Origin of the sequence: Acidovorax sp. LjRoot117 (assembly GCF_964252695.1) — a bacterium.
GTDB lineage: Bacteria > Pseudomonadota > Gammaproteobacteria > Burkholderiales > Burkholderiaceae_C > Acidovorax.
Genome location: NZ_CAXUPO020000002.1, coordinates 214,535 through 233,948, shown reverse-complemented (window position 1 = coordinate 233,948; position 19,414 = coordinate 214,535). Strand labels below are relative to the sequence as shown.

The window sequence follows — 19,414 nt, the reverse complement described above, 5'->3', positions numbered from 1 at the left end:
CAATTTGTGGTGTATTGTATTGACATCATGCGCAGCACCGCCAGCTCTCCGCCGGACCTCGACCAGTTCCTCGACCACTTGGCCCACAAGGCCCAACCCGGCGAGCGACTGCCCACCATCCGCGAGCTGATGAAGCGCTTTGGCGCATCACAGATGCTGGTGCAGCGCGCTTTCCAGGGTCTCAAGGACCGGGGCCTGATCGACTCGCAGGTGGGGCGTGGCACCTACTTCCGCGGCACCGGCGCGCACCCTGCCGCAGCAGCGCCGGCCGACGGCGAGCGCCCCCGGGCTCACGCGGCGGGCGCCGCCCTCCCCACCGTGAAATCGGTGCTGCTGCTGCGCCGCTCCATCAGCATTGCGCGCGGCCGGGTACTGGTGGAAGGGCTGCAGCGCCGCCTGGCGGCCGAAGGACACCGGGTGCTGGAGCTGTCGTACAACGACCCGGACCATGCACTCACCGTGCTCAAGGGCCTGCCGCGCTTCGATGCCTGCGTGGTGCAGTCCACCTTCAAGGCCATTCCCATTGCCCTGCTGGCCGCGCTGCGCGACAAGTGCGAGGTGCTGGCCGTTGACGGCGCAGCCCTGGTGGGTGCCGACGTCGAGGCCGTCGGCACTGAATGGGGCGAACCGCTGGCCGCCGCCATCGAACAGCTGGTGCAGCAAGGGCACCGGCGCATCGCCTATGCCACGACGGCCCACCCCTATCTGGCCACGCAACTCGGGCGGCGCCGCTTTGCCAGCCTGCAGCACACCCTGCCCGGCGTGGAGCTGATCGAGATCACCCAGGACCAGCTCCCACACGAGGACTACGCCACACGGCTGGTGCAGCAGTTGCAGGCCAGCGCCGGTGGCAGCGGCGCCCTGCCCTTCACCGCGCTGGTGGCCTGGGGCATCGAGGACGGTGCCCTGTTTCAGCGCCTGCTGACCCATTCCGGCATCGCCGTGCCCGCGCAGCTGAGCGTAGTGCTGCTGGGCCGCACCGACCTGGCCAACGAGCATGCCGATTTCTTCGACGTGGTGGGCTGCAGCGTGGCCGATCAGGTGGAGGCCCTGCACGGCGCCATTACCGCGCGCTGGGCGGATGCCGACAGGCCCTACGGCATCCACCTCACGCCTGTGGTGCGTCGCGTGGGCACATCGGTGGCGGCTTTAGCCTGACAACCTGTTCACGAGCTGCCTGAGGTCTCTCATCGGCGAACTGGCTCCAAGCAGCCGGGTGCCACACGCGCCACCGTCTGCACCGTGAGCGCCGCCGACTCGCCCACATAGGTCTTTGCATCCAGCGCCCGCAGCAGGTCGGCCGGCAGGGCACCGCCGTCAAACGGTGGCAGCGCACGGATCGCCTCCACGAAGGACACGCCCTCGGACTGCGCGCGCTGCGCTGCCGCGTAGAGCAGGCGGTGCGCTTCATGCCGGCCCATGCGCTGGGTCAGCCGCATCATCACGGCTTCGGATGCGATCAGGCCCTGCGTCAGCCCCAAATTGCGCGCCATCGCCTCTTCGTCCACGACCAGGCCGCGGGCCAGGCGCGCCAGCGTTTCCGTGACCGAGGCGGCGATGATGGCGATCTCGGGCAGCAGGGCGTCCGCCACGTTGGTGGCCGATGAATCGCCCTCGTCCATGCGCACCATCGTGTCCTGCGCGGCCTGCACGCGGGTGCGCAGCATGCGTGCCAGGCTCACCAGCAGCAGCGCGGTGGAGGGGTTGCGCTTTTGCGCCATGGTGGAGCTGCCCACCTTGCCCAGGTGGAACGCCTCGGCCACCTCGCCGATCTCGGTGCGCTGCAAAAAGACGACATCCTGCGCGATCTTCTGGGCCGTGCCAGCGAGCAAGCCCAGCGCAGCCAGGTAATCACCTGCCCGGTCGAAGGACGACCGCAGCGGCAGCGGCGCTGCCAGCAGCCCCAGTTGCGCCGCCAGCCGTGCCTGGACCGCCGGCCCCAGCGGCCCGGTGGCGGCAAAGGTGCCGATGGCGCCGCCCATGCTGGCCGGGAAGCATGTGGCCAGCCGCTCGGCCAGGCGCTGGCGGCTGCGGTCGAGCTCGTCCACCCAGCCCGCGAGCTTGAAGCCCAGCGTCATGGGCAGCGCATGCTGGCCATGCGTGCGCCCTGCCATGGGCGTGGCCTGGTGCGCCAGGGCCAGCGTGGCCAGCGCATCGATGGCGCCATCCAGGTGCCCCGCCAGCAGCGCGTGCGTGCGCTGCATCTGCAGCGCGCTGGCGGTGTCGAAGATGTTCTGCGTGGTGGCACCCCAGTGGATGTAGCCGGCTGCCGGCTCGCCGCACAACTGCTCGAAGCGGTGCAGCACCGGGACCAGTGGGTGCTGGGCAAAAGCGATGGCCTCTGCGAGCTGCGGCAGGTCGAACAGCTCGGCACGGGCGTTCGCGGCAATCACGGGCGCCGCCTCGGACGGGATCACGCCCAGCTCGGCCTGCGCACGGGCCAGCGCGGCCTCCACGTCCAGCCAGGCTTGCAGCGTAGCGCCATCGCTCCAAAAGGCCTTGGCCTCGGCACTGAACCAGTGGCCCGTGATGAAGGATTCGAACATTCCGACCGCCATGTGTGCTCCGTTCATACAACCTAGGGTATGTCCCTGGATTGCACTTGTATTGTATTGATTTGATTAGAAAAATCTGAATAGATTCAGCATCGAATAGCACCAGGCACGCCTTCGATTGAGTTGCATTGTATTGCATTACAAAAAATCAATACATACAATTTGACTGTCAGCTACAAACCCCATCCCATCGGAGACAAGTCCATGACAAGGTATTCCCCGGCAGGTGCCCCCGCCTGCTCCACCTCTCTCGCGCTGTTACTGGCCTTCGCCGGCCTTGGTGCCTGCGGTGCAGCGCAGGCGCAGTCCTCGCTCACCATCTACGGGATCGTCGACCAGGGCCTGGCCCGCGCCAACGGCGGCACCACGCCGGGCGCGCTGCTGCCCGGCCGCGGCGTGACGCCCCTGGTGTGGACGCTCAAGGCCGGCAACACCTCGCGCCTGGGCTTTGCGGCGCGCGAGGACCTGGGTGGCGGCCTGTACTCGCGCTTTCAGCTGGAGCACCGCTTTGCCGCCGACACCGGCGCGCCCAGCAACCCCAATGTGTTCTGGCTGGGCCGCTCGGTGGTGGCCGTGGGCAGCAAGGATTGGGGCGAGGTGTATGCGGGCCGCGAATACTCGGCCGCCTACACCGTGGCGCTGAACGCCGACCCCACCTACTGGAGCTATGTGAGCCAGCTCGGCTCCGCCTACACCTATGCCAACTACACGCCGGTGGCCGCCACGGTGGAGGCCTCCAACATCCGTTGGGCCAACACGGTCGGCTACAAGTCGCCCACCATTGCGGGCGTCAGCGCAGAGGTTGCCGCAGCACTGGGAGAGGGCACACGCAGCAACGCCACCTCGGGCAACCTGCAGTACAAGAACGGCCCGGTGTGGCTGGGCGCCGCATTTGACCGGCTCGACGCCAGCACCCACTTGGCACTAGTGGCGGGCGGATACGATTTCGGCGTGGTGCAGGCCAAGGCCAGCGTCAGCCGCGCCAAGGGCGGCCTCAACGGCGATGCCACTGCCTACAGCGTCTCGGCCCTGGTGCCGCTGAGCTTCGGCCGCACCTATGTGATGTACGGGAAGCTCAACCCAGCGACGAACCTCGATTCGCAGATGATCGGCGTGGGCCTGCAGTACGACCTGAGCAAGCGCACTTTGCTCTACACCAACCTGGGTACCGCCCAGCGCGACGGGCTCACACGCACCACGGCGATCGATTTCGGCGTGAAGCACACGTTCTGAACAGGAGGCATGCCATGCAACGCAGAGAACTCCTGAATCAAGCTGCCGCCATCGCAGCAGGCGCACTGGCCCCCAGCCTTGCAGTCCATGCCCAGGGCGACAGCAAACCCATCTCGCTCATCGTGGGTTACTCGGCCGGCGGCAGCGCCGACCTGGTGGCGCGCGTCGTGGGCACAGAACTGGGCAAACGCCTGTCACGCACCGTCATCGTCGAGAACGCGGCCGGCGCCAGCGGCATGCTGGCCGCTCAACGCGTGCTCAACGGGCCCACCGACGGCAGCCTGCTCTACATGGGCGGCACCGACACGGTCGTGGTGCCCATGGTCAACGCCAAGGTCAAGCTCGACTGGGAGAACGACCTGGTGCCCGTGGGCCGCATGAGCACCGTGCCCATGATCTTCGCCGTGCCCAAGGCGGCCCCCTATGCCAGCCTGGCCGACCTGGTGGCGGCACTGCGCAAGGGCGGCAAGGACAGCATCAACTTCGCCACGCCGGGCATCGGCACCATGCAGCACCTGTACGGCGCGCTCATCAACAAGCAGGCCAAGGTCGCCATGCTGCACGTGCCCTACCGCGGCGGCACGCACATCACCAACGACCTGGTGGGCGGCCAGGTGGACAGCGCCATGCTGGTGCTCTCTACCGCGATGCCATTCCTCAAGGACGGCAAGATCAAGGCCCTGTCGGTCTCCGACACCGTGCGCGTACCCCAACTGCCCGACGTCAAGCGCATCGGTGAGGAAGACGGCTTCGCCGGTATGGCTTTGCCGCTGTGGCAGGGGTTGTTCCTCAAGGCTGGCACACCCGCCACCACCGTGGCCGCATACGACAAGGCCCTGAAGGAGACGCTGGCCCAGCCCGAGCTGCGCCAGAAGCTGCTGGACGCAGGCATCACCGTGGCACCCATGGGCGGGTCCGAGTTCAAGGCCTTCATCAAGCCCCAGGCTGCGCTGTACCGCGACATCGTGACCAACTCCAAAATCACGATGGAGTGACGGCAGACAGCAAGGCCGCCGACTGTTTGCGCAAGGCACCGCACCCTCCTGGTGGCGCTGGCGGTGCCTCCTTCGCCATGGCGGGTGGGACGACGGGGCGGACTCAGTTGCGCACCGCGCCCGCCAGTTTTTTCACCACCGGCGCCGTAGGCTCTCGTATATCGGTCACTGCGCTTGAAGCACCCGAATGCTGTGACAAGGCCTGGTGCGTGTCGTCGAAGCGGCACGCTGATGCTGCAGGCACAACGCCCGGTCACATTACCCGTCCAACACCGAGCGGCCGTCGGTTTTGGCGCGCAGCGCCTCAGGCTTTGTAGATCAGCGCCGCGGCCCGCGCTTCCATCGCCAGCCCCTGACCCACGGGCCCCAGGCGTTCGGCGGTCTTGGCTTTCACATTCACCTGGCCCGGCTCGATGGCCAGCGCCTTGGCAATGCACTCGCGCATGCCGGGAATGTGCGCAGCCAGGCGCGGGGCCTGGGCCACCACGGTGCTGTCCACATTGCCGATGGTGTAGCCCGCCGCGCGCACGCGGCGCGCGGCTTCCGCCAGCAGCACGGCAGAGTCTGCCCCGCGGAACTGCGCGTCGGTGTCCGGGAAATGGGTGCCGATGTCACCCAGGCCCGCCGCGCCCAGAATGGCGTCGGTGATCGCATGCAGCAACACGTCGGCATCCGAATGGCCCAGCAGACCCATGGTGTGGGGGATGGTCACCCCGCCGATCACCAGCGCGCGGCCTGGCACCAGCGCATGCACGTCCCAACCTTCTCCAATCCTGAAATTCATGTGTGCCTTTCGTTAGCGACTTACCCAGCTCTTGTGGCGTCGTTGCCCCGCCGTGCCGTACGTGCGTACTGCCTGCGGCCAAGCGCGTCGCCAGAACCGCAGGGCTGAGCTGGTGAGCCGCTCCTGTTCCGCTGCGTTGATAAATCCGAGTCTCGCACCAGCGAATCCGCGCGCGATGTGCTTCAAAAAATAGTCTTGCGCCCCGTCTCGGTGGCGCCCTGCCCGCGCTCGCCGCCGAAGCGCGCCAGCGTGGTGCCGTGGCCGCGCTGGGCCAGCACGGCTTCGGCCAGTGCAAAGTCGTCGGGGTAGGTCACCTTGAAGTTCTGCGCGCCGCCAGGCACCAGGCGCGGGTGCAGGCCCATCGCCTCCATCGCGCTGGCTTCGTCGGTCACGTTCGTTCCCACCTTCGCCAGGGCATCCTGCAGCGGGCCGATGCGGAACATCTGCGGCGTCTGCGCCAGCCACTTGTTGCTGCGGTCCACCGTGGAGGACACGCGCACGCCGCCCGGGCCGTCGGTCGATGTCTTGAGCGTGTCGGCCAATTGGTGCGCCAGCAGGCCGCCCACGCTGTCGTGCGCGCACACGTCGATGAGCCGGTCGATCTGCTCGGCCGTGACCAGGCAGCGCGCTGCATCGTGCACCAGCACCCAGTCGTCGCGCTGGGCGCCCCGCGCCTCCAGCGCTGCCAGCCCGCCCTGCACCGTGGCGGCGCGGGTGGGACCGCCGCAGTCGACCACAAAGAACGAGGGATGCGCGTGGGCCTGCAGAAAATGATCCCCAGGCGCCACGGCGACCAAGATGCCGGCCAGGCGGCCCACACCCGCAAATGCCGCCAGCGTGTGCATGACCATCGGGTAGCCCGCCACCAGGTGGTACTGCTTGGGCAGGGGTGGCAGCGCGGCTGGCTCGCCCGCCGCGGCAGCCAGCGCGCCGAAGGCCGACACGGTGGAGCCCGCCGGCGCGGCAGGCGGTGCTGCCACCGCCCGCGACCCGGTGCCCGCGCAGGGCACCAGCGCCCAGAACCGCCCCGGCGCCACTGGAGGGGCGTGGGACGTGGCGAGCGAGGATTGCAGCAGCGGATCGATGGTCATGAGGGTGCCATTTTAGGAGGGGCGGGATGGTGCACCGTCCACTGCGTCCTGGGCGCTGCCGCAGGCGGCGGCGGGCAAGCGCGTGCGCGGGCCCGGCAGAGTTCATGCGCAGGTCCTAGAATGCTCCGTTGCCCCCGAAACAGCCCGTGCGCTTTCTGCGCCCAACGGGTGCGGCGGGCCCACCGACGACACGTACCGTCCGCATGGAACTGCCCAAACTCTCCCCCGGAAAACGCTTCACCCTGCCCCGCCCCGTGGGCAGCGCCGATTCGCTGCTGCTGGCCCGCCTGGCCGAACGCGACAAGGCCGCCGGCCGCACCACCGCCATCGTCACGGCCGACGCCACCGATGCGCAGCGCCTCATCGAGGAAATGGCGTTCTTCGCGCCCGGGCTGCGCTGCGCGCTGTTCCCGGACTGGGAGACGCTGCCCTACGATACGTTCTCGCCCCACCAGGATCTGATCAGCGAGCGGTTGGCCACCCTGTGGCGCATCAGCCAAAAGGACAAGGACACCGGCGCCGACGTGGTGCTGGTGCCCGCCACTACGGCGCTGTACCGGTTGGCGCCGCCGTCCTTCCTGGCGGGCTACACCTTCCACTTCAAGGTCAAGCAAAAGCTCGACGAGGCCAAGTTCAAGGCCCAGCTCACGCTGGCGGGCTACAGCCACGTGTCGCAGGTGGTCAGCCCCGGCGAATACGCGGTGCGCGGCGGGCTGATCGACCTGTTCCCCATGGGCTCGCTGGTGCCGTACCGGGTGGACCTGTTCGACGACGAAATCGACAGCATCCGCACGTTCGACCCCGACAGCCAGCGCAGCCTGTACCCCGTGCCCGAGGTGCGCCTGCTGCCCGGCCGCGAATTCCCCATGGACGACGAGGCACGCGCCAAGTTCAGGAGCCGCTGGCGCGAGATGCTGGAGGGCGACCCGACCAAGAGCCGCATCTACAAGGACATGGGCGCGGGCGTGGCCACGGCCGGTATCGAGTACTACCTGCCGCTGTTCTTCGATGACACAGCGACGGTGTTCGACTACCTCGGGTCAGAGGCCACCGTCGTGCTGCACGGCGACCTGGAGCCCGCCTTCCAGCGCTTTTGGCAAGACACGAAAGACCGCTTTCGCCTGGTGCAGGGCGACCCCGAGCGTCCGGTGCTGCCGCCCGAGGAGCTGTTCCTCTCGGCCGACCAGTTCTACACGCGCGCCAAGGAGCATGCGCAGCTGTCCATCCGCCCTGGCGTGGAGGACATTGCCGACAACCCGCACTTTCAGAAGCTGGGCGACCTGTCGGTAGTGCGTGGTGCCGAAGACCCGCTGGCCCGCCTGCACGCCCACATCCGCAACACCCAGCACCGCGTGCTGCTGCTGGCCGAAAGCGCGGGCCGGCGTGAGAGCCTGCTCGACTTTCTGCGCGCCAGCGGCGTGAACCCGCCGGCCTTCGACTCGCTGGCCGAGTTCCAGGGCACGGCCGACGAAAAGGTGGGCATCGCCACCGCCGGCCTCACGGTGGGCTTCAGTTGGATCGAGGACGGCATCGACTTCGTCACCGAGACCGAGCTCTTCGCCGCCGGCCCCACCACGCGCCGGCGCAAGAAGCAGGAGCAGGTGAGCGACGTCGAGGCCTTGATCAAGGACCTGGCCGAGCTGAACGTCGGCGACCCCGTGGTGCACAGCGCGCACGGCATCGGCCGCTACCGCGGCCTCGTCAACATGGACGTGGGCAACAAGAACCCCGACGGCACGCCCGCCATGCAGGAGTTCCTGCACCTCGAATACGCCGACAAGGCCGTGCTCTACGTGCCCGTGAGCCAGCTGCAGCTGATCAGCCGCTACACCGGCGTGAGTGCCGACGAAGCGCCGCTGCACAAGCTCGGTAGCGGCCAGTGGGAAAAGGCCAAGCGCAAGGCCGCCGAGCAGGTGCGCGACAGCGCGGCCGAGCTGCTCAACATCTATGCCCGCCGCGCGGCGCGCGAAGGCCACGCCTTCCGCTACAGCCCGCAGGACTACGAGACCTTTGCCAACGACTTCGGCTTCGAAGAAACCGCCGACCAGAACGCCGCCATCCACGCGGTGATCCAGGACATGATCAGCCCCCGCCCCATGGACCGCCTGGTCTGCGGCGACGTGGGCTTCGGCAAGACCGAGGTGGCCCTGCGCGCGGCCTTCGTGGCCGTCACCGGCGGCAAGCAGGTGGCCTTTCTGGCGCCCACCACCCTGCTGGCCGAGCAGCACTACCAGACGCTGGTGGACCGCTTCAGCAAGTGGCCGGTGAAGGTGGCCGAGGTGTCGCGCTTTCGTTCGGGCAAGGAGATCACTGCCGCCATCAAGGGCATCGGCGACGGCACGGTGGACATCGTGGTCGGCACGCACAAGCTGTTGTCTGAGTCCACCAAGTTCCACAACCTGGGTCTGCTCATCATCGACGAGGAACACCGTTTCGGCGTGCGCCACAAGGAGCAGATGAAGGCCCTGCGCGCCGAGGTGGACGTGCTGACGCTGACGGCCACGCCCATCCCGCGCACGCTGGGCATGGCGCTCGAAGGCCTGCGCGACCTGTCGGTCATCGCCACCGCGCCGCAGCGGCGCCTGGCGATCAAGACCTTCGTCCGTAACGAGGGCACGGGTGTGATCCGCGAGGCGGTGCTGCGCGAATTGAAGCGGGGCGGGCAGGTGTACTTCCTGCACAACGAGGTGGAGACCATCGAGAACCGCCGCCAGAAGCTCGAAGAGATACTGCCCGAGGCCCGTATCGCCGTGGCCCATGGCCAGATGCCGGAGCGCGAACTGGAGCGCGTGATGCGCGACTTCGTGGCCCAGCGCTACAACATCCTCTTGTGCTCGACCATCATCGAGACCGGCATCGACGTGCCCACGGCCAACACCATCATCATGAGCCGCGCCGACAAGTTCGGCCTGGCGCAGCTGCACCAGCTGCGCGGCCGCGTGGGCCGCAGCCACCACCAGGCGTACGCCTACCTCATGGTGCCCGACACCGAGGGCCTGACCAAGCACGCCGCGCAGCGGCTCGACGCCATCCAGCAGATGGAGGAACTGGGCAGCGGCTTCTACCTGGCCATGCACGACCTGGAGATCCGCGGCGCCGGCGAGGTGCTGGGCGAGAACCAGAGCGGCAACATGCTGGAGGTGGGCTTCCAGCTGTACAACGAGATGCTCAACGAAGCCGTCAAGGCACTCAAGGCCGGCAAGGAGCCGGACCTGCTCAGCCCGCTGAGCGTCACCACCGACATCAACCTGCACGCCCCCGCCCTGCTGCCCGACGACTACTGCGGCGACGTGCACCTGCGCCTGTCGTTCTACAAGAAGCTGGCCACCGCCAAGACGCCCGACCAGATCGACGGCCTGCTCGAAGAGATCGTGGACCGCTTCGGCAAACTGCCGCCGCAGGCCCAGACCCTCATCGACGTGCACCGCCTGCGCGTGCTGAGCCAGCCCTACGGCGTGGTGAAGGTCGATGCCGCCCCGGGCGTGATCAACATCACCTTCAAACCCCAGCCGCCCATCGACCCGATGCGCATCATCGAGCTCATCCAGAAGAACAAGCACATCAAGCTGGCGGGCAACGAGAAGCTGCGCATCGAGCGTGAGTTGAAGGACCCGAAGGACCGCGCGCAGATGGTGCGGGATATCTTGCGCTCGCTGGGGCAGCCGGTGGCTGTGCCGGCTTGACGGGTTGCAGACTCTCCTCGCGCTGCGGGCAGTGGTGAATCCATGTTGACCGACACCGCGCGCAGGGCGTGGTCCGCCGCGTGGGCGCTGCTGCTGGTGCTGTGGGTGGTTGCAGCCTGGAGCGCGCAAAGCGGGTTCTCGTCCAGCGGCCCGATGAACATTCATTGGTCGCCCGGGTTTTTGGTGGTTATCAGCATCCCGGTCAGCGTGCTGGCCCCCCGGGCTGCCCTCAAGCTCGGAGCCCGGTTGCATCGAGCGGCCGCATCTATGGTGGTGGCGCTCACGTGCTGGTGGCAGTTCTGGCTACCCGCCACGATGAGGGACATCGGCTATTCAGTCCGCTATGACATCCCCGACCCGTACATCTGGCCAGGCACGCCGGGCTCTGCCGCGCTGGCTCTGAGCGTGGCGCTGTGGCTTTTCGCTCCGCTGGCGCAATGGACCGGGCGGCGGTGCTTGGTGAGCGGGGCGGTGGGTGCGGCGTGCACCGCCGCGGCAGTGCTGGCACTGGACGGGACGAATTGGTCGTATGTCCCGTGGCCGGCAGCTCTGGGCGGCGTCGTGGGGATCATCGTGCTGGTTGCGGCACGGCACCGCGTGTGGCCCGCATACCCGATGCTGCGGTGGCTGAGCCTGTGGTGTGCCGGAATGCTGGGGCTGATCGTGTTCTGGTTTGTCACCGAGGCTGTGGCGGGATGGGTCCCGCATTCAGTGAATGGGTGGTTTACAAGATGGCTGTACTCCTGAGACAAGGCCCTGTCTCTGCAGCAGTGTTTCGGTCAACCACGCCCGGTGGGTACCGCTGGGCAGATTAGACCCAAAAAGGCCGCTACCGCTGACCGTCCCGGGCCGAGTTGCTCAAACCTTCTTCCAGATGCCACTGCATGAAAAAGGTCAGGGCCAGGCCCAGAACGATGCCCGAGCCCCCCATCACCGCCGAAAAACGCGCCCGAACACTTCGAAACGGCGAAACCCGGTTCAAAAACCTGTTGATCATGGCGCCCCTCCAGGAGAACCATTGTGAGTCGCGATCGCCAAATCGCTAAGCGTTTTGTTACACGCGCGACGTGCGCCCGAAAGACTTGACGCAAGTCAAGGAAAAATCCCGCCACCGTCCGCACACTCGCCGCCTGGCACGACCAGGCCGCGATGCGCGGAGTTCCACGTCAGGACGACGTCAGAGGCTGGCCGTAGGATGCGCGCTTTTTGGAGCCTGGATGGCGCCGCGCACAGCGCCGCAGCAGGCAGTACGCAGATTGCACTTGCCGGTGCCTACAACGAAACCCAGAATGGGCAGTGCATGAACACGAGCATCCTCATCGTTGATGACAATTCCGCCATGATCCAGGTGATGGCGGGCATGCTCAAAGGGGTTGCCCAACTGCGGTTTGCCACGCGTGGCGGCGACGCGATGGAACAGATGGCACGCAGCATTCCCGACCTGGTGCTGCTGGACGCCGAGATGCCCGGCATGAGCGGCTATGAGGTCTGCGCGGCCATGAAGGGGGATGCCCGGCTGGCGAATGTGCCCGTGATTTTTGTGACCGGCCACGGTGAGACGGAATCCGAGGTCCGGGGCCTGGAGGCCGGTGCCGTCGACTTCATTACCAAGCCCGTGAACGCGGCCTTGCTGCTGGCGCGCGTACGCACGCAGTTGCGCATCAAGAGCCTCACCGACGAACTGCGCAATCTGGCCACGACCGACGGGTTGACCGGCGTGAGCAACCGCCGCCATTTCGATGAACTGCTGCTGCGGGAATGGCAGCGGTGCGCGCGCAGTGCCACGCCCTTGTCGCTCCTGATGGTGGACGTGGACCATTTCAAGCGCTACAACGACCACTATGGACACCCTGCGGGTGACAGTTGCCTGAAGGCCCTTGTGCAAGTCCTGCTGTCCGCGGGCCAGCGACCCGGGGATCTGGTCGGCCGCCTGGGCGGTGAAGAGTTCGCCATCATGCTGCCCGAAACGGATGCGGCGGGTGCGCAGGAGGTGGCAGAGCGCACCGTACAGGCGGTGCGCATGCTGGGACTGCCGCACGCAGCATCCCTTCATGCAGACCATGTGACGGTGAGCGTGGGCGTGGCGACCCGCTCGGCGCACGCACAGTCCCAGGCCGAGCCCGTGGATGACGAAGACCTGTGGGGGCTGGTGGGCCGCGCCGACAAAGCGCTCTACGCCGCCAAGAACGATGGGAGAGACTGCTGGCGCGCGTGGCGCCCAGGGTACTGAACCGATGGCTGCCGACCCGCGCCAGTCCAGCCAGAATGCCACCAACGTGGCGAGGATGTCGATCCTCGTGGCGTTGGTGGTGATGTGCATCACCCTGGTTGCAGCCGTGGTGGCCTACGACCAGCAGGTGCAGCAAAACCGGGAGGCCCTGGACAAGCGCTTCGACGGGCTCAAAGGCCGGGTCATGGAAGAGATCGCCGTGCGCATGCGGCAGTATGAGTACGGCCTGCGCGGCACCCGGGGAGCCGTGGCGGCGGCGGGCGACGACCTCGACCACAAGGCCTTCATGCGCTACAGCCAGAGCCGGGACTTCGCGCGCGAGTTCCCGGGGGCCCGCGGCTTCGGGTATATCCACAGGGTCGCCAGACAGGACGAGGTCGCCTTCGTGCGCAAGGTGCGGGCAGAAGACTGGATCGATTTCAGCGTGCACCAGTTCGAGCAGCATGCTGGCGATCTCTACGTCATCCAGTACATCGAACCCCTGGAACGCAACAATCCGGTGGTGGGGCTGGACATCGCTTCAGAGCCCTTGCGCCTGGCCACCGCTGTGACGGCCATGCGCTCCGGACAGGCCACGTTGAGCGGCCCCATCACGCTGCTGCAGGACGCGGGCACACCCTCCCGAGGCCTGCTGCTCATGCTGCCGGTCTACCGGTTTGGTGCCGCAACGGACACGACCGAAAGCCGTGAGCAGGCCCTGCGGGGTTGGGTGTATGCGCCGCTGCAGATGGACGAGGTGCTGCGCGGGCTCGATGTGGAGTCGGGGCATTTCATGCTGCGCATCCGCGACCGCCTCGCACCCGAGGGCCAGTGGCTGTACAGCAGCCATGCCGAGATGCCGGCCGAGCCAGGCATTGGAAGGCTGACCGCCCTGCCCCTGTTCGGCCGCGAGTGGGAGGTCGACATGCGGCCCACTCCCGCATTCGTTGCATCGCTCAACCTCGCACCGCCGCAACGCGAAGCGGTCATGGTCGTGCTATTGGGCCTGGCCGCGACGGCGCTGGCCATCGCCGTGCTGCACCTGGTGCACCGCTCGCGCAGCCAGTTGCTGGAACAGGCCAGGCGCGCGGCCATCGTGCAGGGGTCCGACGATGCCATCATCGTGCAGACCTTGCAGGGCATCATCACCGACTGGAACGACGGGGCCAGACGGCTCTTCGGGTACGAGCCTGACGAGGTGCTGGGCCACACCGCGCAGGAGCTGCTGGTACCCGCAGGGCGCGAGGGCGAAGACGAGTCCATGCTGGCCATGGTGGCCAAGGGGCAGCGGGTCAAGGCGTACGAGACATCGCGGCGCCATCGAGACGGCACGCTGATCGATGTCTCGGTCTCCGCCAGCCCCATCGAGGACAGCCATGGCCGCATCGTGGGCCTGGCCAAGACCTTGCGCGACGTGCGTGAAGTGCGGGCTGCAGCACTGCGGGTCATTGAACTGAACGCCACCCTGGAAGACCAGGTGCGCGAGCGCACCAGCGACCTGGAATCCGCAAGGCACGCCCTGCAAACCGTGCTGGACGCGATGCCATCCCAGATCGGCTACTGGGGCCCGGACCAGCGCAACCGGGTGGCCAACCGGGCGTATGGCGAATGGTTCGACATGGACCCCGCCCTGGTGCCGGGCATGCACCTGCGCGAGCTGATCGGCGAGAGCATGTACGAGATGTCTGCGCCCCACGTCCAGGCGGCGCTGCGGGGCGAGGCCCGCATGTTCGAGCAGACGCGTCGCGGCAACGAAGGCGAACGCCAGCGGCACTCTCTCGTGCACTATCTGCCGGACATTGCCGAGGGCCAGGTCAAGGGCTTCTACGCCTTCGTGCACGACGTGACGGAACTCACCGAGAGCCGCCTGCAGCTCGCCGCCGTCCAGCGGGACAATGCGGCGCTGCTGGAAACCCTCAACAAGCACACCATCGTGTCTGTCGCCGACCGCTGGGGCCGCATTGTGGATGTGAACGATGCGTTTTGCCGCATTTCCGGGTTCGAGCGGGACGAGCTCATGGGGCGCAACCACCGCATCGTCAACTCCGGTACGCACGCGGCGTCTTTCTGGGTGGACATGTGGCGCACCATCAGCGCGGGCCACAGTTGGCGGGCAGAGGTGTGCAACCGCTCGAAAAGCGGCGCTCTGTACTGGGTGGACAGCGTCGTGGCGCCGTTTCTGGATGCCCAGGGCCGGGTCGAAAAATACGTGTCCATCCGCACCGACATCACGGACCGCAAGCGCACCGAGATGCAGTTGCAAAGCACCCTCACGCTGCTGCGCACCGTCCTGGAGGCGTCCACACAGGTCGCGATTGTGGCCACCGATGCGCAGGGCGTGGTGACGGTGTTCAATCGCGGAGCCGAACTGCTGCTGGGGGAGCCAGCGCAGCAGATCATCGGACACCGCAATGCCTCGGATTTCGTCGAGAACGGCGATCAGGCCTCGGACCCAGGACCTGCGCCGATGCGGCAAGACCCCATGGACAGCATTGCTCCCGAAGTGAGAATGGCCCTGATCCACACCGCCAGCCAAGACCCCTTGCGCCAGTGGCGCCTGGCGCGGGCCGACGGAGGCCGGGTGCCGGTATCGCTGGCGGTGACGCGCATGGCCGATGCGACGGGCTCGTTCGTCGGGTATCTGGGCATCGCCCATGATGTGAGTACGCGCCTGGAGCAAGAGAAATCTCTGCGCATTGCCATGCAACAGGCGCGGGAGGCGAGCGACGCCAAGAGCCGCTTTCTGGCGAACATGAGCCACGAGATCCGCACCCCGATGAACGCGGTGATCGGACTGTCCTACCTGCTGGCACGCACCGCGCTCGACGGCGAGCAGCAACGCATGCTGCAGCAGGTGCAGGTGGCAGGCAAAGCCCTGCTGGCCGTCATCAACGACGTGCTCGATCTGTCCAAGATCGAAGCGGGCGAAGTGACGCTGGAGACGCTTGCGCTGGACATGGGCCAGGTGGTGCGCGATGTGTCCGCATTGATCGAGCCCCAGGCCCAAGCCAAGGGCATTGCCTATGTGGTGGATGGCGCAGGGCCGCCCGACATCGCGCTGGAGGGCGACAGCACACGCCTGCGCCAGGTCCTGATCAACCTGTTGAGCAATGCGGTGAAGTTCACCGACCAGGGTGAAGTGCGGCTCGAGGTGCGCTTTCAAGAACTGACTGCCGACACGGTGGAAGTCCGCTTTGTGGTGAGCGATACCGGCATCGGGATCTCCGAGGAATCCAGGCAGCGGCTGTTCGCGCCTTTTGTGCAGGCGGACACGTCCACCACACGCCGGTTCGGCGGCACCGGCCTGGGCCTGTCCATCGTCAAGCAGTTGGTAGAGCTCATGGACGGGCACATCGAACTGCACAGCCAGATCGGCCAGGGCAGCCAATTCATGGTGGCGCTGCCGCTGCACCGCGCGGCAGGCAGCCAGCCCGCAACGGCACCGGACGCCCCTGTGCCTGAGGGGCAAGGACTGCGCGGCATGTCACTGCTGGTCGTGGACGACAACGAGGTGAACCAGGAGGTGGCTGCCCGCATCCTGACCAGCGAGGGTGCCCAGGTGTCTGTCGCCCGGCATGGGCAGGCGGCGCTCGACCTGCTGGCACAGCATCCGGACCGCTTCGATGCAGTGCTGATGGATGTGCACATGCCGGTGCTCGACGGCCTTGATGCCACCCGCCGGATCAGGACCTCCCTGGGCCTGCTGCAACTGCCGGTCATCGGACTGACGGCCGGAGTCTCGTCGGCCGAGCGCGAAGAGGCCCTGGTCGCGGGCATGAACGCGATTGTGGGCAAGCCGTTCGATCCGCCCATGCTGGTGAGGACCATTCGCCGCCATCTGCCGGGCCACGATGACCTGGCCGTCCAGCACGCACTGCCACCTGCCGCTGAGCCCCCCGCCGACTGGCCGCGGGTGGAGGGGGTGTCCGCGCAGCTGTCCTTTTCTCGGCTTCAAGGCTCCACCGAGCTTCTGTGGCAAATGCTGCAACGCATTTCCGCCACGCTGGACAACCTAGCCGGGGCGCTGAACACAGCCATGCCGGAGTCCGCCACCGACGCCCGTCTAGCGGCTTCCCGGAATGCGGCCGCAGTGCTGCACGACCTCAAGGGCATGTCCGGAACGGTGGGTGCCGAGCAGATGCATGCCTTGGCCTCGCAAGCGCAAGCGTCGGCGCGCCGTGGCGACACCACAGGCATTGCTGTGCTGACGGCGCAGATGCAGGACATGGCCCGTCAGTGGGCGCTGGACCCCACGATCAGCGTGCAGCGAGATTCCACAGTTGCGCACGGCCACGCGGCGGCGCTGTCGCCTGGCACCTGGGAGCAGATCATGTACCTGCAGCATCTCCTGGCCACCCAGGATCTCGACGCTCTTGAGTGGACGCGCAAGCTCGAACCCGTGCTCACCGCGCAACTGGGAACGGCGTCGCTGGCCAGCCTGCAACGCCACATGGCCGACCTCGATTTCGCCAGTGCCAGCGCCTTGCTGGCTCGCGTGGCGCCACCATCCGCAGCACCGGAGCGGGGGGCTTGAGCTGTCGGCCAAATGACCCACAACCGGCCGCACCGACATCACCCCTGCATGCTGATCGAGCCCTCTCGGCGGGACCGAGCGCTCAAAGCACTGTGAGCGCGCCCCTGGAAAGCGCTGAATGCTATAAAAACAGAAGCAACTGAAGCGTGAACAGGTCGGCGACCGACGCAATGCCAGCCTCTGGTGCAGGAATTGCTTGAGAAGAAAACCCGCGGCAAGCCCGCAAGCAGCAGAGGCTTACCTGCCCAGCAGCGGCTTTCCCCCACTTCCCTACCGCCTCTTTGGTTCATCTTCTGGGAGTTGTTCATGCAATTTCGGCGTCTCATTCCGGCCCTGGCCTGCACCTGCTTTGCGGCCCTGTGCACCACCGCACCTGCCATCGCGCAGGGCGCCTACCCCGACCGCCCGGTCAAGGTCATCGTGGCCCTGCCCGCCGGCGGCAGCGCCGACATGATCGCGCGCGTGGTCACGCAGAAGATGGCGGCCGAGCTGGGCCAGCCATTCGTGGTGGACAACAAGGCCGGGGCATCCGGCCAGATCGGCACGCCGCTGGTCTCGCGCGCCGCGCCCGACGGCTACACGCTGATGGTCTCGCCCGCGTCCTTCCTCACCACCAACAAGAGCATCTTCAAGACCCTGCCCTACGACCCCGAGGCGGACTTCGTCCCCATCACCAAGTTCGTGAATCAGCCCATGGTGCTGGTGGTCAAGGACAAGCAGAAATTCCCCACCGTCGCCGCGGTGATCGCTGCGGCCAAGGCGGCGCCCGGCAAGCTCACCTACGCCTCGTCCGGCGACGGCAGCCCGCAGCACCTGGCGGGGCTGATGTTCACCACCCGCACCGGCACCGACCTGCTGCACGTGCCCTACAAGGGCGGCGCCCCGGCCATCAACGACGCCCTGGCGGGCACGGTGGACATGTTGTTTGCGGTACTGCCCGAGGCCTTGCCGCACATCCAGTCCGGCAAGCTGCATGCACTGGGCCTGATGGCCGCGCAGCGCACCGGCACGCTGCCGCAGACTCCCACCATGGCCGAGGCGGGCGCGCCCGAGATGAACCTCTCGGCCTGGGTCGGCCTGCTGGCCCCGGCCAAGACGCCCCAGCCCGTCATCGACCGCCTGCAGCGCGCTGCGCATGCGGCCCTGGCCGACCCCGACACCCGTGCCAAGCTGGCTGCCAGCGGCATGGAAGTGGCGCCGGGCAGCAGCCAGCAGCTCAAGGACGCGATCTCGCACGAGATCAAGGTCCATGCAGAACTGGTGAAGGCGGCTGGGCTGGTGCCACAGTGAGCGATATTGCTGGTCGGTGGCACCGCCGCGTAATCGTGATCGAAGGCACCGCTGCACGCCACGCGCCCACAGGCTGCCCCGCTCAGCGTCAGCGTCCGGGCCTCTGACGCAGACCACTCAGCAGCCTTCAGCCCACCATTTCAGCGGCCGCCGAAGGCTTCCGACAGAAATTCCGCCGTGGCCCGCACCCGGGCCGTGCGCTGCAGGTCGGGGTGCATGACCTGCCAGACCTCGTGCTCGCTGGCGCGGCGGCGCTGCGGCCATACCCGCACCAGGCCTTCGCGTTCTCCCAGGTGCACGGGCATCTCGCCCAGGCCGATGCCCGCCGCCACCGCCTTGCGCAACAGCAGGCTGGAATTGACGGCCATGGCAATCCTGGCCTGGCGGGCCGGCACCTCCACCACCGTGGGAAACGGACTCTGGTCCAGGTACGGGCGGTAGGCCACCAGCAGGTGGGCGCACAGCTCGTCATCGGGCACGGGCTCGCCGAAGCGCGCCAGGTAGGCGGCGCTGGCAAACAGGCCCACCGGCCAGGCGGCGACCCGGCGCACCACCAGGTCCGGCGACTCGGGCCGCACGTTGCGAAACGCGATATCGGCCTGCCGTCGCGTCAGGCTGAGCACCTGGGTCGAAATCTCCAGGTCCACGCGGATGGTGGGCCAGCGCTGCTGCAGCCGCTCCACCGCCGGCAGCAGGAATTCGATGGCGATCGAATCGGAACTGGTGACGCGCACCAGCCCGCCGGGGTTGTCGTCCTGGCCTTCGATCTTGGTGCGCAGGTCCAGCGCCGCGCTTTCCATGCGCCGCGCTGCGGCCAAAGCGGTCTCGCCCGCGGCCGTCAGCAAGTAGCCGTCTTTGGCACGCAAGAACAGCTTGGCGCCCAACTCGGCCTCCAGCGCGTTCAGTCGCCGCCCCACTGTGGCCTGGTCGATGCCCAGGCTGCGGGCCGCGGCGCGCAACGAGGGTGCGCGGGTCAGCGCCAGAAAGATGCGGGTGTCATCCCAGTTCATGGTGGTTTTGGTGATGCAAATTTGCATCAC

Annotated in this window: 13 protein-coding genes; 8 read left to right on the top strand and 5 right to left on the bottom strand. The window is 67.3% G+C overall.

Annotation, left to right across the window (positions count from 1 at the left end):
- Positions 1-27: 27 nt before the first annotated feature.
- Positions 28-1,158 (top strand): GntR family transcriptional regulator, encoded by a 1,131-nt coding sequence (locus tag ACSQ3D_RS06460; RefSeq protein WP_436126300.1) that lies wholly within the window; start codon positions 28-30, stop codon positions 1,156-1,158.
- 29 nt (positions 1,159-1,187) lie between these two features.
- Here ACSQ3D_RS06460 and ACSQ3D_RS06455 read toward each other — a convergent pair whose 3' ends face one another.
- A complete protein-coding gene (locus tag ACSQ3D_RS06455; protein ID WP_396504454.1) occupies positions 1,188-2,558 on the bottom strand; it encodes an adenylosuccinate lyase family protein in 1,371 nt (456 codons plus the stop codon).
- 201 nt (positions 2,559-2,759) lie between these two features.
- On the opposite strand from ACSQ3D_RS06455, the gene ACSQ3D_RS06450 reads away from it, so the two are divergent.
- Positions 2,760-3,788: a porin gene (locus ACSQ3D_RS06450; RefSeq protein ID WP_396504453.1), complete on the top strand. Its 1,029-nt coding sequence runs from the start codon at positions 2,760-2,762 to the stop codon at positions 3,786-3,788.
- A gap of 14 nt (positions 3,789-3,802) precedes the next feature.
- Complete coding sequence (locus ACSQ3D_RS06445; RefSeq protein ID WP_396504452.1) at positions 3,803-4,783, top strand: Bug family tripartite tricarboxylate transporter substrate binding protein; 981 nt, start codon at positions 3,803-3,805, stop codon at positions 4,781-4,783.
- A gap of 304 nt (positions 4,784-5,087) precedes the next feature.
- Here ACSQ3D_RS06445 and ispF read toward each other — a convergent pair whose 3' ends face one another.
- On the bottom strand, positions 5,088-5,567 hold the full coding sequence (gene ispF / locus ACSQ3D_RS06440) for a 2-C-methyl-D-erythritol 2,4-cyclodiphosphate synthase (RefSeq protein WP_056418421.1): 480 nt from the start codon (positions 5,565-5,567) through the stop codon (positions 5,088-5,090).
- 182 nt (positions 5,568-5,749) lie between these two features.
- Positions 5,750-6,658, bottom strand: a complete 909-nt coding sequence (locus ACSQ3D_RS06435) for an IspD/TarI family cytidylyltransferase (protein WP_436126299.1) — start codon at positions 6,656-6,658, stop codon at positions 5,750-5,752.
- Positions 6,659-6,861: 203 nt separating this feature from the next.
- Between ACSQ3D_RS06435 and mfd the strand changes: the two genes are divergently transcribed.
- Both mfd and ACSQ3D_RS06425 read left to right on the top strand, forming a co-directional pair.
- On the top strand, positions 6,862-10,341 hold the full coding sequence (mfd, locus tag ACSQ3D_RS06430; protein ID WP_436126298.1) for a transcription-repair coupling factor: 3,480 nt from the start codon (positions 6,862-6,864) through the stop codon (positions 10,339-10,341).
- 42 nt (positions 10,342-10,383) lie between these two features.
- On the top strand, positions 10,384-11,088 hold the full coding sequence (locus ACSQ3D_RS06425) for a hypothetical protein (protein ID WP_436126297.1): 705 nt from the start codon (positions 10,384-10,386) through the stop codon (positions 11,086-11,088).
- Positions 11,089-11,170: 82 nt separating this feature from the next.
- Here ACSQ3D_RS06425 and ACSQ3D_RS06420 read toward each other — a convergent pair whose 3' ends face one another.
- On the bottom strand, positions 11,171-11,338 hold the full coding sequence (locus tag ACSQ3D_RS06420; protein WP_396504448.1) for a hypothetical protein: 168 nt from the start codon (positions 11,336-11,338) through the stop codon (positions 11,171-11,173).
- A gap of 303 nt (positions 11,339-11,641) precedes the next feature.
- Between ACSQ3D_RS06420 and ACSQ3D_RS06415 the strand changes: the two genes are divergently transcribed.
- From ACSQ3D_RS06415 to ACSQ3D_RS06405, 3 genes are all read left to right on the top strand, one after another.
- Positions 11,642-12,571 carry a diguanylate cyclase domain-containing protein gene (locus ACSQ3D_RS06415; RefSeq protein ID WP_436126296.1) on the top strand — a complete coding sequence of 310 codons (930 nt, stop codon included), beginning with the start codon at positions 11,642-11,644 and terminating at the stop codon, positions 12,569-12,571.
- Positions 12,572-12,575: 4 nt separating this feature from the next.
- Complete coding sequence (locus ACSQ3D_RS06410; protein WP_436126295.1) at positions 12,576-17,084, top strand: PAS domain S-box protein; 4,509 nt, start codon at positions 12,576-12,578, stop codon at positions 17,082-17,084.
- A gap of 306 nt (positions 17,085-17,390) precedes the next feature.
- Complete coding sequence (locus tag ACSQ3D_RS06405; RefSeq protein WP_436126294.1) at positions 17,391-18,374, top strand: Bug family tripartite tricarboxylate transporter substrate binding protein; 984 nt, start codon at positions 17,391-17,393, stop codon at positions 18,372-18,374.
- Positions 18,375-18,514: 140 nt separating this feature from the next.
- Here ACSQ3D_RS06405 and ACSQ3D_RS06400 read toward each other — a convergent pair whose 3' ends face one another.
- Complete coding sequence (locus tag ACSQ3D_RS06400) at positions 18,515-19,384, bottom strand: LysR family transcriptional regulator (RefSeq protein WP_436126293.1); 870 nt, start codon at positions 19,382-19,384, stop codon at positions 18,515-18,517.
- Positions 19,385-19,414: the final 30 nt, after the last annotated feature.

Excerpts from the sequence above, each read along its gene's own strand:
- ACSQ3D_RS06460 (WP_436126300.1), top strand. The coding sequence starts at position 28 with ATGCGCAGCACCGCCAGCTCTCCGCCGGACCTCGACCAGTTCCTCGAC.
- ACSQ3D_RS06455 (WP_396504454.1), bottom strand. The coding sequence starts at position 2,558 with ATGGCGGTCGGAATGTTCGAATCCTTCATCACGGGCCACTGGTTCAGT.
- ACSQ3D_RS06450 (WP_396504453.1), top strand. The coding sequence starts at position 2,760 with ATGACAAGGTATTCCCCGGCAGGTGCCCCCGCCTGCTCCACCTCTCTC.
- ACSQ3D_RS06445 (WP_396504452.1), top strand. The coding sequence starts at position 3,803 with ATGCAACGCAGAGAACTCCTGAATCAAGCTGCCGCCATCGCAGCAGGC.
- ispF (WP_056418421.1), bottom strand. The coding sequence starts at position 5,567 with ATGAATTTCAGGATTGGAGAAGGTTGGGACGTGCATGCGCTGGTGCCA.
- ACSQ3D_RS06435 (WP_436126299.1), bottom strand. The coding sequence starts at position 6,658 with ATGACCATCGATCCGCTGCTGCAATCCTCGCTCGCCACGTCCCACGCC.
- mfd (WP_436126298.1), top strand. The coding sequence starts at position 6,862 with ATGGAACTGCCCAAACTCTCCCCCGGAAAACGCTTCACCCTGCCCCGC.
- ACSQ3D_RS06425 (WP_436126297.1), top strand. The coding sequence starts at position 10,384 with ATGTTGACCGACACCGCGCGCAGGGCGTGGTCCGCCGCGTGGGCGCTG.
- ACSQ3D_RS06420 (WP_396504448.1), bottom strand. The coding sequence starts at position 11,338 with ATGATCAACAGGTTTTTGAACCGGGTTTCGCCGTTTCGAAGTGTTCGG.
- ACSQ3D_RS06415 (WP_436126296.1), top strand. The coding sequence starts at position 11,642 with ATGAACACGAGCATCCTCATCGTTGATGACAATTCCGCCATGATCCAG.
- ACSQ3D_RS06410 (WP_436126295.1), top strand. The coding sequence starts at position 12,576 with ATGGCTGCCGACCCGCGCCAGTCCAGCCAGAATGCCACCAACGTGGCG.
- ACSQ3D_RS06405 (WP_436126294.1), top strand. The coding sequence starts at position 17,391 with ATGCAATTTCGGCGTCTCATTCCGGCCCTGGCCTGCACCTGCTTTGCG.
- ACSQ3D_RS06400 (WP_436126293.1), bottom strand. The coding sequence starts at position 19,384 with ATGAACTGGGATGACACCCGCATCTTTCTGGCGCTGACCCGCGCACCC.